Raw genomic sequence first — 12,391 nt, 5'->3', positions numbered from 1 at the left:
GAAGATAGCGAGATTAAGGGCTTTCTTGGCGAGTGCCATCCCTCTATGCTTCTGCTCGCAAGGCGCGCTCTTACTCGCCTCTTCCGGCAAGGGAATGACGTGAAGCTCCACCTGATTGTCGAAGACCCCGATCCCGCCTTCCAGAAGGCTCTCCTGGCCCTGCTCGGCGAACACGCCGGCAGCCTGAAGGCCACCGGACCGGCCACCGACTGGGCCGACCCGGAGACGGCCTCCCGCTACTACCTCTCCCTTCCGGCCACCGCGCAGCGCATTCTGCGCGAGGCAGCCAGCCGTGAGGACGGTTATGTGCCGGCCGATGTTCTGCGCGGTCCGCATGGCGAGGGCAAGCTCACGGGCAGCAGCGGCGCGTTCAAGGCCGCGCTGAAGCGCGGCGTCCGTCGCGACTGGTGGATCGCGGACCAGGTCTCGCCAGTCCTCGCCGAAGGCCCCGGTTTCGGAAAGGTCGCCGGCTACCGCATCCGCACTGATGCCCTTCCCGCATTCCAGGTCGCTGTCGCCACCCACCAGCAGGGCGAGCTCGCCGGCCAGAAGGACTGCCTCGCCGAGGCGATCACCGGCGAGGGCGGAGAGTGGGACGCGCAGCGCTCCGTCGCCGCGCTCCACGAGATCGGCCACGCCGTCGACGAGAAGCGCGCCCGGCAGATCCTGCGCGACCTCGCCGCGGACGGCATCCTCCAGCGCGTCAACGCCGATCGAGCTGTCTACCGCCCTGCTGACGATCCGGAGCAGTAGAGGTCATCGGGAGGGAGCGGGGGAGGGCAGTGCCGATCGCGGCACCGCCCACGGCCGTGGCAACCACTCATCTCAGAACAGGAGGAGTTGGTCGCGGCCGGCCTTGTTGGCCGATGGCCGTCGCTGGGAAGCGGCAGTGCCTGAGCGGACACTCCAGCGCTCGGGCCGCAGGATGGTCCGCGGGCGTCTGCGTTCCGGCGAGGCGTTCGATGGTGGTCTCGACGATCGCGGCGAGCGTGGTGGGGGCGACGAGGTCCGCGTCGAAGGTCTCGGTCCAGCCGTTCGGCATGGTGCCCCGGTTGAGGTAGGGGTCGTGGCCGGCTTCACGCAGGTGCTGGAGGACGGCTTGCTCGACGGCGTGGGCCTCGATGCCGGTGGCGAAGTGCCAGTCCCGGGCGAGTACCCAGCCGGATCGGCGGTAGTGGTTGACCCGTTCGTTGCGGCCAGCGGTGCCGCCGATTCCGACCTTGACCGCGTTGTGCTGGTGATGCTGCATGACGTAGACGCGGGCGGGGGCGGTGAGGTCGAAGCCGTGGCCGGCGCAGAACCGGCAACCCCCGCCGGTGCGGATCTTCATGAGCGTCGGCGAGACCTCGCTGCCGCAGGTCGTGCAGCGGCACCGCCACGGAGTCGTCGAGGTAGCGTACGGCTCCAGGGGCTCCAGGAACTCCAGTCCGGCCGCGCGCATGTCGGCGGTCGCGACCTCGGAGTCGGGTTTCCTGGCCTCGGCCGCTCTCATGTCGGCGCAGCGTCGGCAGCCCCCTTGATCTGCCAGGATGCCCCCGAGGGACGGTGGGTCTCGCTTCCGCAGCCGGTGCACTGGCAGCGCCACGCCTGCCGGCGGTGGCCGGAGTAGCGCTCCAGTGGCTCCAGGCCGGCGGCGCGCATGAGGGCCTCGGCCTCGTCCGCCGGCCGGCGACGACGTCCGTCCGGTGCAGGTGGACAGTACGGGCATGCCCGTAGGCCGCGGCGCAGGTTGTCGGGATCTCGACGTCGCGACCGCAGGTGTCGTGACGGCAGGCCCACGGCCCGGCCGGGCCCGGGTATGACTCCAGCGGTGTCAGACCGAACATCTGGAGCTCGGTGGCGGCCTGCTCGCCGTCGGTTCGGGGCAGTTCCCGGCGGCGGGCCCATGCCTGACGGATGCCCACCCCGGCCTTCTTGCGGGAGCAAGGCCGGCACCCGCCCTGGCCCTGCTTGATGGACCCGTGGGTCGGCGTCACGGTGGCGCCGAAGGCCGTGCAACGACACGGCCACGGAGTGTCGGTGCCTGGGCAAGGCCCCAGGGGCTCCAACCCTGCCGTACGCATCAGGGCGGCGGCGTCTGCGGGGTCGGGCCGGGGCGTTCGGCGCGCACCACCGGCAGATCCCGACACCGCGCTTCACGTTGGAGTACCGGGCCTTCACCTCCCGCCCGCACACGTCGCGCCGACACCGCCAGTGGCTCATCGCCCCCGGGTGATCACGACCGGATCGCGCGAGTCCTTCCGCAGGCGTCCCATCGCCATCCTGACCTCCCGTCAGCACATCGGTGCTCAGCGGGAGGACCTCATTGACCACTGACATCGCGGCCACCACTGGTTTCAGGATTCGTGAACTCGGCTCTCGGTGGCGCACAGCACCTGCCGCTTCCCCAGGTGCGCGAAGTGGCGGTCAGCGGGCACCGGAGGCCAGTAGTATCCAGCCGACGGCGGGTGCCGCAGCTGTCATCAACCGGAGCGGCGCGGAGCCGACGGCTGCCTCGGAGATGGGAATGACGCATGGGCAACGCCTGGACGAGGCTTACTCAGGAAGCGGGAGAACGCGGCGGCCCCGATGCTCTGAGGGCGTTCTACCGGGCGCAGGGGCAGAAGTCGGCGGTCACGTACATGGCCTTCTGCGCTGCGGCCTCGGGGGTGGCATACGGGGTGAACAAGTACCGCAAGTACGCCGAGGACAAGAAGATGGATCGCAGGATCTCCGAGTTGGAGACCGAGGGAACTCCGGCCGAGATCGGCGCCGGCTAGCCCCGCCCCAGCCTCTCGCGCACGGCTTGGCGCTCGATCTCCTCGCGCTCCAGGGTCCGTTGGTGGACCGCCGGGTCGCGGCGAGCCTCGATGGCCTGGCGAACGATGGCCGCCAGGATGTCGGGCGGCAGGGCCTCGGCCTGGGTGGTGGCGGTGCCGGAGAACGACCGCCGGTCGGTGGGCTTGGGCGGCGCGGTCGACAGGTTGTAGAGGGCGACCTGCTCTGCGGTTGACGGCGACCCGCTCGAACTCCACTTCGGCGCCGGCGGCCGCCGCGAACGCGATGACGTCCTCGGCGAGCGAGGCGAACAGGTGTTCACCGCTCTGGTCGTAGTCGCCCAGATGCAGGATGCACGACTTCATTCCGGTGGCGGCCGCCCGCATGGCGGCGTCGTGCTTGTCGGCGAGCCCGTCGAATCCGCCGCCGGAGAAGCACGCGATACCGAACTCCGCGCCTATTCGGGCAAGTTGAGGAACCATGCCGGCTGTTATCCCGCCATACTGCTCACGCCAGTTGGTGCGTAGAACCGAGAGAGTTCGCAGCTCAGGCCGCCGAACAGGTCCGCCGTCCGAGCAACAATGGTGTTGCCCCTCTGGGTGGTCCTCACGCTTGAATACGGCTATGGAAAACCCAGTGTGGGGCGCTCTGCCCGCCGGAGCGCAGGACCGCATAGATGCCCTTCTGGCGAAGAAGCACCACGTTCAAGCGATCAAGGCCATCCGGGACGCCTCCCCGCAGCCCGTGCCGGGCATTCATGAGTGCATGGACCTGGTCACGGAGCGCTGTGCTGCACTGGGGCTGTTGCGTGTTCCCCGTGTCCCGACCGCACCTTTGAACCTCGACGCGCTGACCGCCAAGGTCAGAGGGCTTCCCCGTCGGCCGGCCGCGATCGAGGCCGTGTGGGACGGAGATACCGAGGGATGGTTCGTCCGCCTCCTTGCCGTCATGACCGCGCCGAACGCCGAGCACGATCTTGCGCTGGTCCAATACGGCGGAGACTTGCGCTTGTTCAATGGCGAAGTGCCGCCCTGGCCGGAGGCGGAGGATGCGAGCACCGTTGGGCGGGCCCTTGCGGAGCGATTCGGGGTGCCGTTCCACTTCGGGAGCCCTGAGGCGCCGACCGACACCTCCTTGCGCTGGTGGGATTCACTCTGAAGAGCACCCGACCAAGAGGAACCTCCTTGCGTCGGCGATCTCATGGCATGTGCGGCCGCCGTGGCATGACCCGGACCTTGGCCGCCTCGGCGTCCCGGCCGGACAGCGCCGTGTTCTCCAGCGCCATCAGATCGAGAGCGGTCGCGTAGTTCTGGAGCCGCGCCTCCAGAAACCGGCAGTGGGCCTGAAGGTCGATGTGCTTCCTCTTGAGCTCCTCGAAGGTGTCGGCGGACCGGACGTGGCTCCGCCGTTGGGCCTCGCTCTTGGCGACCTGCTCTTGGGAGAGGTTTTTGAGGTCGGGGTGCTGGTGGGTGAGGTGCCGGCGCTTGAGGTCGGCTTCGATGGCCGGCCGGGTGATGTTGAGCCGGCCGTTGGACCGCTGCGGGGTTCCCGCGAGGAGCCGGTTCATTGCGGTGATGATCGCCCGGCGGGTCGGGTCGGTCTCGCCGTTGAGCGGAATCTTCGTCATAGGTCGGCGGCTCCTTGCTGGTGCGCATCGATGATCCGCCTCAACCGGTCGAGCTCGTGTCGGCCACGCTCGTGTCGCAGTGGTGGGGCGAGGGGGGTTGGCGACGATCTCGGCGAGGCCGGCCGCCTGCTCGCGGACGTGCTCGATGTCGCGGTCGGTGCGAACCAGGTTGGGGCATTTGGGGCGGCAGTCGTTCAGGTCGGGGGTGACCATCGGGCCGTCGGCCGTCCCTCGGAGCCGGCAGGCGGCGGTGGCCGGGTTGAGGACGCAGGTCATGCCCTGGCCGTGGTGGATCTGCAGGAGCGGGTTGCCGACGAGGTCGCGGGCCTGGCGCTCGCTGGTCAGGACGCGGCCGGCGAACTCACGACTCGCCGCTGTCACCCGAAAGTGATAGGCATCGGCAGCCGGGCCGCTGACGTGCTCGCCGTGGGCGAGCTTCTGCTCGTCCTCGGCCAGGCCCTCGATGCGGAACAGCCAGTCCTCGAAGGAGAATTCGTCGGGAAAGCCGGACTCGAACGTCCCAGCATAGCCCTGGAGCATCCGAATATGGGCATGGCCGTACTGGATCGAGGCGGCGATCAGCCCTGCGGCCGACGGCGGATGAACCACGCCAACGTGCGCCGGAATCGGCTGGGTGCCAGCGATCCGTGCTCGTCGGCAGGGATCGCGTCCGGGCGGCGTCCCAGCGCCTCGCAGTGGGTGTTGACCCAGGCCACGAAGGCAGTCAGGTCCTTGACGATGCCGTGGCCGGTGCGGGCGCCTCCCCGGCGCTTCTGGTTCGCCCACTGGCGGGTGTGGGGGTCGATCGACCTCGGGAAGACCAGCGGACGGGGGGAGCCGTTCCATCACGGCGATGGCCCGGGAGACGATCTCGATCACGACCCAGGGGTCGTGCCGGAGTTCGCCTGCGGGGATCTTGGTGCCGTCCTCGTCCTCGGCGCCCTTGAAGTAGAGCCCTTCCATCAGCCACAGACCCGACTTGTGGTCGTGGGTGACGAGAGAATACCAATCCGTCCACGCCGGCTGGGCCCGGCGCGTACGGTCGCGACCATGACCGACAACACCCCTGCCTACCCCCGCCGTTGGTACGGGACGGGTCAGGACGACCCCCCCGTCTCCCGACGGCACGACCGGTGCCGAGCCGGTCGGTGGGCCCCCGTGCGGACAACGGAAGGCCCGGATATGAGTCCTCTCCCGTTGCGTCGCGCGCCCGGGCGTCGTGGGCTGCGGTTGTGGCCCGTGGGACCCGTCCTGGCCCTCGTCTTCACCGGTGCCGTGCTGATCGCCGCAGCCGTGTTCGCCGTCACCTGGAACCTCCTCGACGCCCAGGGCCTGGAACACGAACGCCGACTGTCCTCGAAGACCCTCTTCGACCTCGTGAAGCTCTCCTTCGGTGTCGTCGCCGGCGCCGGCGCCCTCGTCGTCGCCTACCGACGCCAACGCGTCGACGAGGAAGCCGCACTACGCGAAGCCACCCCCCTGCACACCGAACGCTTCACCACCGCCGTCACCCAACTCGGCCACGAATCACCCGCCGTCCGCCTCGGCGGCGTCCATGCCCTCACCGGCCTCGCCGACGACGCCCCCACCACCACCAACCTCCGTCAAGCCTGCATCGACGTCCTGTGCGCCTACCTCCGGCTGCCCTACACCCCCGAGACCGCCCTGCCCGCCGGCGACACCATCGCCCACCACGAGTACCTCGCCCTGCGCCAGGTGCGCCACACCGTCATCCGCCTCGTCCGCGACCACCTACGCCTGGACCCCGCCACCAACCCTCACTCCTGGCGCGGCCACGACCTCGACTTCACCGACGTCGTCTTCGACGGCGGCGACTTCACCCAAGCCGTCTTCACCGCCGACCCCACCACCGGCCTCACCGGTACCGTCGACTTCACCCGCGCACAATTCACCGGCGGCAAGGTCGACTTCTCCCGCGCGCAGTTCTCCGGCAGTGCGGTCGACTTCGTCGGCGCGAGGTTCTCCGGCGGCGCGGTCGTCTTCTCCCGCGCGCAGTTCTCCGGCGGCAGGGTCGGCTTCACCCACGCACAGTTCTCCGGCGGCTCTCCGGCGGCAGGGTCGACTTCGTCAACGCGGAGTTCTCCGGTGGCGCGGTCGACTTCTCTGGCGCGGAGTTCTCCGGCGGCGCGATCGGCTTCGTCGGCGCACAATTTTCCGGGGGCACAGTCGACTTCTCCGGCGCGTCGGGGAGCTGCCCGCCCGGCTTGTCGTTTGCGGCCGGGATCCCCGTACCGGCGGGGTTGACACTTGCCCCCACAAGGACCACGAGTCCCTGACCAACGGAATCGATGACCGGCAACCGCCGTATCCGCACGGCGTGGCCCTGATCGCCACCTACGGGCACTACGCCGGCGGCCGGTCGATGTACGACCACGCGACCCCGCCGGACGGCCGCCTGCACTGGTCCGGCGACATGCCCTGACCGCCCGCACGCACCCGCGCACCGCGTCCGCGTGGCTTTGATCATGAGCTGTGAAGTCGGTTCGTCATGACGCCGGGAGGCGCCTGCCGATCGGCTGGGGTGATGTTCACGAGAACGGGAGGCACCGGCGGATGCGGCGCGGCATGGTGCGTGAGTGACCGCGATTCCCGCCCGCCTGGACCTGCCTGCCCGCCGACGTCGCCATGCCCGGCTGATCGCCGCCCTGACCACGGCGGTCGGCGGTATAGGCGGACATGTCGATCACCACACGCTTGGCCGAACTCGCCCCGGAACTTGCGTTCCGCAGGCGGTCGGCCTCCTCCAGGGCGGCTTGGGCGAGCGGGCGCCGAATCTTGGTCCGGCAGGGCTCGCGGTCGGTGAACGACTCCAACACCGCGCGTTCCAGGGCGATCACATGGCCGGCGTCGCGGATGCTCTGCCCCCCTCCGCGCGGGACGCGGTGATGGCGGGCGGCCACGGCCCGGCCGGCCGTGACGATGTGGAGGTAGTCCTCGCCGAGCCGGCGCGTCACCAGCATCCCCCACCCGGCTTGTGAACCTGGACCAAGTGCGGGAAGTCCTTGGATTCGGCGATCACCGCCCGCCACCGACTCGAATGCGCGAGCGCGCCGACCAACAGATGGGTGTGTTCGCGGCTCCCGACTGCTCGGGCGGATCGGGCAACTCCGTCCAGTCGAACCGGATTTCCTGACCCGGGGGATGGGCGATCACCGCGACGTCGCGGCCGTTCGAGACTTTGCAGGGCTCGCAGTGCGGACGCACCCGGTGCCGGCGAAGCGCCCGCGTGAGGGGACCCGGGGCCGCCCCCGGGCCGGACGGCGGCGCAGGCCCTGCTTTGCTAAAAAGAGCCACCCTGGGGCACCGTTGCGAGAAGGAACAACCCGATGCCGAATACCACGGCGCCGAATACCGCGAAGAGCCAATAGCCGAAGCCTCCGTCGTAGCCCTTGAGAATGGCGCGGTCAGGATCGGCCGGATCGTAGTAGATCACCACACGGGTGCCCAGCTTGAAGCGGCCCTTCCCGCTCCTGTGCATGCTGGGGCAGTATTCATGTTCGCTGCCTTCAGGGGTCTGCCACGCCACAATGGGGGAGTGCAATTTCTGTCCACTGTCGCTGGAGCTGTGGCTATGACGGATAACCTCCCCGTTCGCCATTGCTCCGGTTCGCCGCAGTTTTCTGGTCTTGCCAATGTTCCGCACTCCGATGATCAGAACAAACGAACCGAGGATCAGCGGGATCATGAAGGCGTACGGGGCGCTGTACCCAGAGGCATTGTCCATGGCAAGAGATACGCGTTGTTCCCGTGCCGTGGTTCCGGCGCTCTTGCCGAGCGCACGATTTCGGCCGTCTGCTGCCGGTTGCCGGGACGGGCTGTCAGAGGCTGAAGGTGCTTCAGGCCGCTTTCCGGTTCTCGATGCTGTGCTGGTGACGCCGGCCTGTCCGGCCGTGGAAGCCTTCGCGCGAGCGCGTGCCGGCCGTCCTGGAGATTGGCCTGAACGTGATCCGGCGGTTGCTCCGTCCCGGCTGTTTTGAAAGAACTTGTCGAATTGATCATGCGTTGACCATTGGATTTGCAGGATCTGGGACTTTGGATCTTGGCTGTGTGTCCTGGGTTTTGGTGTCTTGCTCGGCTTTGTCCGGCCGGTGGCTTGTGGATTTGCAGGATCCGGGACGGATGGTCGGTTCCGTTGGGAAAACCCGTGGACGGTGGGCGAGGTTGCCTTCTCGTGCGAGTCGACGCGCGCCAGGGGCGTCGACCAGGGCCTGTGGACGTACGACCGGTCGGCGTGCGGCTACAACCACGTGACGTGGGCACTGTTCTTCACCTACGGCTGACCCGCGAGCACGGTCCCCATCCTCGGACCGTACGCCTACCGTGCGAAGCGACCACGTCCCCGAGGGCCGCGAAAGGCCCCTGCGACAACTCGTACGCGACCGCGAGTCGAAGGCGGCCCGGGACCGGCCGCGAATTTGCCCATCGAACACATGACCGATCCCCGCCACGACGACCGCGAGCGGGGCGACCACACGCTCCGGTCGTCGGACCGGACGTGTTCCCGATGCCCCGCAAGGCCCACCCGACCGAACTCCGCGCGGTGGACCGAACCTTGGACGCCCGCGCCGTCACCCGATGCCCGCGACACGGCCCCACTCGTTCCTGGTAGGGCCAGTCGCTCGGGTGCGCGGCGTCGGCGTAGGTGTATGCCAGGAACGGGGTGCGGTTCGGGGGGTAGTTGGGGTTGGCCGGGTTGTTCGCCCAGCCCGGTCCCCACAGGCCGTCGGACCCGGTGCAGGTGGGGCCGGGCAGGCAACCGGTGTTGTTGACAGGATGCGCCCGGCCCGGTGGGGCCGTGGGTCCCGGGCAGCGGCCCGGCGAGCATCTCCGGCACCAGACCGTGGGCGGTCAAGTGGTCGGACGGGGCCGTCAGTTCCGGCGCGTCCCGTCCCAGCCTCTTCATCTCGTACACCGCCAAAATTACCCGGCAGTGCGGGGCGTGGGCCTTGAACTCGCGGGCCGGCGCGAGGGCGGCCTCCGACTCAGCTCGGTCGCCGCCGCTGTACCGGCCGACTCGCGCGGGCTCTACCCCGACGCTGGTCCGGCGATCGGCTTCTCGAACCAATGGTGGGCGTAGGGCTCGTCGTTGAAGGCGGCGACCTCGCGGAAGCCGTGGGAGCGGTACAGGCCGATCGCGGCGTCGAGCGCCTTGTTGGTGTCCAGGCGCAGTACGTCGTGGCCGTGCCGGGCCGCCCGTGCCTCCAGTTCGGTCAGCAGCCGGCGGGCGAGGCCCAGGCCCCGGGTGTGGGGTGCGACCCACATGCGCTTGATCTCGCCGGGGGCGCGGGGCGGGAGTTTCAGGCCGGCGCACCCGACGGGTTCACCGTGCAAGCGGGCGACCAGGAACAGGCCGTGCGGCAGCCGGAGTTCGCCCGCGTCGGGCAGCAGGCTCCGCTCGGGGTCGAAGCCGGTGTCGAAGCTTTCCTGCAGCTCGCTGAAGTAGGACTCCAAGCAGTGCCGGGCGTCGGGGTGGTCCGGGTCGACGGCGTCCAGCGTGACCGTCGCCGCAGTCAGCAGCCGCTCCACCTCGGCCATGGCGGCGACCAACCGCGCGCGCTGGTCGGTGTTGAGCGGCTCCAGCAGCGAGCCGGCCAACTCGTCGCTGCGGCCGTCGAGCGTGGCGCGCTCCACACGGCCTGCGTCGGTGAGCCGGACGGTACGCACCCGTCTGTCCCGGGGGTGCGGCTCCACTGTCACCAGTCCGTCGGTCGCCAGGGAGCGCAGCAGACGGCTGACATATCCCGAGTCGAGCCCGAGGCGCTCGCGCAGCCGCCGTACGTCCCGGCCCTGCTCGCCGATCTCCCAGAGCAGCCGAGCCTCGCCGATGGGCCGATCGCGCCCCAGATAGCGTTCGTGGAGCACGCCCACCCGTTCGGTGACGGTGCGGTTGAACCGCCGTACCCGCTCGATCTGCTCGGCATCCATTCTCTGACTCTAGTCAGGTAACGAGCGCGAGGTCGAGGCAGGCGTGATCAGGCGCCCGCGGTCACCGCTTGGAGCTCGGCCGGCGAGGCCCGGCTGCGGCCGGGTTGCCCACCCAGGCCGGCAGGCCCCGGCGCTCGTCGAGGTCGGCGCGGTGCCACTTCTTGGAGCGCGGCACGGTTTCGACGCCCCACGGGCACGGCACTGCGGCGACGGTCGGGTCGGACGAGCACGCGTTGCGAACGACCACGTGTTCGGGTGCCCTGGCGCGTTCAGGCCGAAATGGACGTCCGCGCGGTTGACGCACACTGTGCTCTCGCGGCGGTGTCGGCCGGGGGCGGAGCGATGCAGGTCCAGTGTGCGGTGGTGGATGTGGTCGGTGCGCTAGTGTGATGCGCCAGAAATTCTGGCGATATATTTCGCTAGGGAATTGAGGATCTCGTCGGCGGACTTGCTCCAGACGAACGGTCTCGGGTCCTCGTTCCAGGTCCGGATCCATTCACGGATGTCGGCTTCGAGGGCCTGGACCGATCTGTGGGTGCCTCTGCGGATCAGCTTGTCGGTCAGATGTCCGAACCATCGCTCGACCTGGTTGATCCAACTGGAGCCGGTGGGCGTGAAATGGACGTGGAAGCGTGGGTGCCGCGCCAGCCATGCCTTGATCGCGGGGGTCTTGTGGGTGGCGTAGTTGTCGCAGATCAGGTGCACGTCGAGTTCGGCCGGCACGGCCTTGTCTATCCTGACCAGGAACTTCTTGAACTCCACGGCCCGATGGCGACGATGCAGCGAGCTGATGACGCTGCCGTCCTCGATGTCGAACGCGGCGAACAGGCTCGTCACGCCGTGTCGTTGGTAGTCGTGGGTGCGCCGTTCCGGCATGCCCGGCATCATCGGCAGAACCGGTTGCGAGCGATCCAACGCCTGGACCTGGGACTTCTCGTCCACACACAGCACCACGGCCTTCTCCGGCGGATGGTGGTAGAGCCCGACGACGTCGACGACCTTCTCGACGAACTGCGGGTCCGTGGAGAGCTTGAACGTGTCCCGGACGTGGGGTTTGAGGTCGAACCGCCGCCAGATCCGTCCGATCGTCGACCTCGACAGGCCGGTGCGTTCCGCCATCGAGGCCCGCGACCAGTGGGTGGCGTCCCGCGGCGAGGTTTCCAATGTCGCGACGACGACGTCCTCGACCCGGTCGAGGAGGATCGAGGGCGGTCGGCCCGGCCGCAACTCGTCGGCCAGGCCCTCCAGTCGGGACTCCACGAACCGTCGCCGCCATCGGGTCACCATCGACGCCGTGGTGCCCAGACGAACGGCCACTTCCTTGTTCGACGCCTCGTCCGCGCAGGCCAGGACGATCCTGGCCCTGAGCGCCAAGGCCTGCGAGGTCTTCGCCCGACGAGCCCACCGCGTCAACTGCGCACGCTCGACGTCCGTCAACACCAGGACGGCCTTCGGCCGACCGGATCGGCCCGCGTCTTCCAAGCCCTCCAGCCGCGACCGCGCGAACCGCTTCCGCCACTTGCCGACCGTCATCTCCGACACGCCCAGGTCGGCGGCTACCCGCGCGTACACGACGTCGGGCTCGGCGCACCGCAACACGATCCGCGCCCGCACCGCCAACCTCGACGAACCCCGCGACCAGCGCTCCAACTCGCCACGCTCGTCCTCCGTCAACACGAACTCCGCCGAACGCGACATGACAAAGACGCTAGCAACTTAGAGCTGGAAAATCTGGCGCATCACACTAGCGGTGGTTTGTTAGTTCGGGAGGTAAAGGTGGAGGCCGTGGCCTGGACCGACCGAGTTCATCAGGGCTTGTAACTGTGTGGGTGGGGGCGCGTTCGACCATGCCCGCCAGTAGCGTTGCAGCGCGATCCAGGGAGCGATCCAGGCGCGGACGGCCCGGATCGCCCGGGGCCAGGACGGCGACGGGGGTCTCGGGACGGTTTCGGGCCCCCTCTCTCCGGTGTCGTCGCGAGGCTGCGGCACCGGGTCGTTCGTCGACTCGTGTTCGGTGAACCAGGCGTCCTAGGAAGTGTCTTCAATCTGCTCGGGTTGAGG

The 12,391-nt window shown here is 69.0% G+C and carries 14 protein-coding genes; 6 read left to right on the top strand and 8 right to left on the bottom strand.

Annotated features, from left to right (window positions below; translation table 11 throughout):
- Positions 1–99: 99 nt before the first annotated feature.
- Positions 100–753 carry a hypothetical protein gene (locus GT354_RS52705; RefSeq protein ID WP_202512188.1) on the top strand — a complete coding sequence of 218 codons (654 nt, stop codon included), beginning with the start codon at positions 100–102 and terminating at the stop codon, positions 751–753.
- 67 nt (positions 754–820) lie between these two features.
- On the opposite strand, the gene GT354_RS23145 is transcribed toward GT354_RS52705, so the two are convergent.
- A complete protein-coding gene (locus GT354_RS23145; RefSeq protein WP_161358293.1) occupies positions 821–1,492 on the bottom strand; it encodes a GIY-YIG nuclease family protein in 672 nt (223 codons plus the stop codon).
- A 1,021-nt stretch (positions 1,493–2,513) separates the two neighbouring features.
- Here GT354_RS23145 and GT354_RS23140 point away from each other — a divergent pair.
- Positions 2,514–2,759 (top strand): hypothetical protein, encoded by a 246-nt coding sequence (locus GT354_RS23140; RefSeq protein ID WP_161358292.1) that lies wholly within the window; start codon positions 2,514–2,516, stop codon positions 2,757–2,759.
- Here the strand turns inward: GT354_RS23140 and GT354_RS23135 are convergent.
- Complete coding sequence (locus GT354_RS23135) at positions 2,756–3,079, bottom strand: hypothetical protein (RefSeq protein WP_161358291.1); 324 nt, start codon at positions 3,077–3,079, stop codon at positions 2,756–2,758. The two genes, GT354_RS23140 and GT354_RS23135, sit on opposite strands and share 4 nt — an antisense overlap.
- On the opposite strand from GT354_RS23135, the gene GT354_RS23130 reads away from it, so the two are divergent.
- Together GT354_RS23130 and GT354_RS23125 are read left to right on the top strand one after the other, a co-directional pair.
- A complete protein-coding gene (locus GT354_RS23130) occupies positions 3,072–3,284 on the top strand; it encodes a hypothetical protein (RefSeq protein WP_161358290.1) in 213 nt (70 codons plus the stop codon). The genes GT354_RS23135 and GT354_RS23130 overlap by 8 nt on opposite strands.
- 97 nt (positions 3,285–3,381) lie before the next feature.
- Entirely contained in the window at positions 3,382–3,915 is a 534-nt protein-coding gene (locus GT354_RS23125) for a hypothetical protein (RefSeq protein ID WP_161358289.1), read from the top strand.
- A 40-nt stretch (positions 3,916–3,955) separates the two neighbouring features.
- Here GT354_RS23125 and GT354_RS23120 read toward each other — a convergent pair whose 3' ends face one another.
- Positions 3,956–4,993 carry a hypothetical protein gene (locus tag GT354_RS23120; RefSeq protein WP_161358288.1) on the bottom strand — a complete coding sequence of 346 codons (1,038 nt, stop codon included), beginning with the start codon at positions 4,991–4,993 and terminating at the stop codon, positions 3,956–3,958.
- A 573-nt stretch (positions 4,994–5,566) separates the two neighbouring features.
- Between GT354_RS23120 and GT354_RS23115 the strand changes: the two genes are divergently transcribed.
- Positions 5,567–6,649: a pentapeptide repeat-containing protein gene (locus GT354_RS23115; protein ID WP_346012135.1), complete on the top strand. Its 1,083-nt coding sequence runs from the start codon at positions 5,567–5,569 to the stop codon at positions 6,647–6,649.
- Between the two features lie 284 nt (positions 6,650–6,933).
- Here the strand turns inward: GT354_RS23115 and GT354_RS54385 are convergent, their stop codons facing one another.
- Both GT354_RS54385 and GT354_RS23105 read right to left on the bottom strand, forming a co-directional pair.
- The gene (locus GT354_RS54385) at positions 6,934–7,365 is read right to left on the bottom strand and encodes a hypothetical protein (protein ID WP_237535363.1); all 432 of its coding nucleotides are present in this window, start codon (positions 7,363–7,365) and stop codon (positions 6,934–6,936) included.
- A gap of 320 nt (positions 7,366–7,685) precedes the next feature.
- On the bottom strand, positions 7,686–8,090 hold the full coding sequence (locus GT354_RS23105; protein ID WP_161358287.1) for a DUF3592 domain-containing protein: 405 nt from the start codon (positions 8,088–8,090) through the stop codon (positions 7,686–7,688).
- A 466-nt stretch (positions 8,091–8,556) separates the two neighbouring features.
- Here GT354_RS23105 and GT354_RS55875 point away from each other — a divergent pair, with 466 nt between their 5' ends.
- Positions 8,557–8,685, top strand: coding sequence for a hypothetical protein (locus GT354_RS55875; RefSeq protein WP_272923869.1), 129 nt, complete (start codon positions 8,557–8,559; stop codon positions 8,683–8,685).
- A 745-nt stretch (positions 8,686–9,430) separates the two neighbouring features.
- Here GT354_RS55875 and GT354_RS23095 read toward each other — a convergent pair.
- From GT354_RS23095 to GT354_RS23085, 3 genes are all read right to left on the bottom strand, one after another.
- Positions 9,431–10,330: a helix-turn-helix domain-containing GNAT family N-acetyltransferase gene (locus GT354_RS23095; protein ID WP_161358286.1), complete on the bottom strand. Its 900-nt coding sequence runs from the start codon at positions 10,328–10,330 to the stop codon at positions 9,431–9,433.
- A gap of 61 nt (positions 10,331–10,391) precedes the next feature.
- Positions 10,392–10,577 carry a hypothetical protein gene (locus tag GT354_RS23090; protein ID WP_161358285.1) on the bottom strand — a complete coding sequence of 62 codons (186 nt, stop codon included), beginning with the start codon at positions 10,575–10,577 and terminating at the stop codon, positions 10,392–10,394.
- A 134-nt stretch (positions 10,578–10,711) separates the two neighbouring features.
- Positions 10,712–12,028 carry an IS630 family transposase gene (locus GT354_RS23085; RefSeq protein ID WP_161358284.1) on the bottom strand — a complete coding sequence of 439 codons (1,317 nt, stop codon included), beginning with the start codon at positions 12,026–12,028 and terminating at the stop codon, positions 10,712–10,714.
- Positions 12,029–12,391 lie beyond the last annotated feature (363 nt).

The organism is Streptomyces sp. SID3343 (assembly GCF_009865215.1).
Classification (GTDB): Bacteria; Actinomycetota; Actinomycetes; order Streptomycetales; family Streptomycetaceae; genus Embleya.
This window is presented reverse-complemented; position numbering and strand designations above follow the sequence as displayed.

Excerpts from the sequence above, each read along its gene's own strand:
- GT354_RS23145 (WP_161358293.1), bottom strand. The coding sequence starts at position 1,492 with ATGAGAGCGGCCGAGGCCAGGAAACCCGACTCCGAGGTCGCGACCGCC.
- GT354_RS23140 (WP_161358292.1), top strand. The coding sequence starts at position 2,514 with ATGGGCAACGCCTGGACGAGGCTTACTCAGGAAGCGGGAGAACGCGGC.
- GT354_RS23125 (WP_161358289.1), top strand. The coding sequence starts at position 3,382 with ATGGAAAACCCAGTGTGGGGCGCTCTGCCCGCCGGAGCGCAGGACCGC.
- GT354_RS23115 (WP_346012135.1), top strand. The coding sequence starts at position 5,567 with ATGAGTCCTCTCCCGTTGCGTCGCGCGCCCGGGCGTCGTGGGCTGCGG.
- GT354_RS54385 (WP_237535363.1), bottom strand. The coding sequence starts at position 7,365 with ATGCTGGTGACGCGCCGGCTCGGCGAGGACTACCTCCACATCGTCACG.
- GT354_RS23105 (WP_161358287.1), bottom strand. The coding sequence starts at position 8,090 with ATGATCCCGCTGATCCTCGGTTCGTTTGTTCTGATCATCGGAGTGCGG.
- GT354_RS23095 (WP_161358286.1), bottom strand. The coding sequence starts at position 10,330 with ATGGATGCCGAGCAGATCGAGCGGGTACGGCGGTTCAACCGCACCGTC.
- GT354_RS23085 (WP_161358284.1), bottom strand. The coding sequence starts at position 12,028 with ATGTCGCGTTCGGCGGAGTTCGTGTTGACGGAGGACGAGCGTGGCGAG.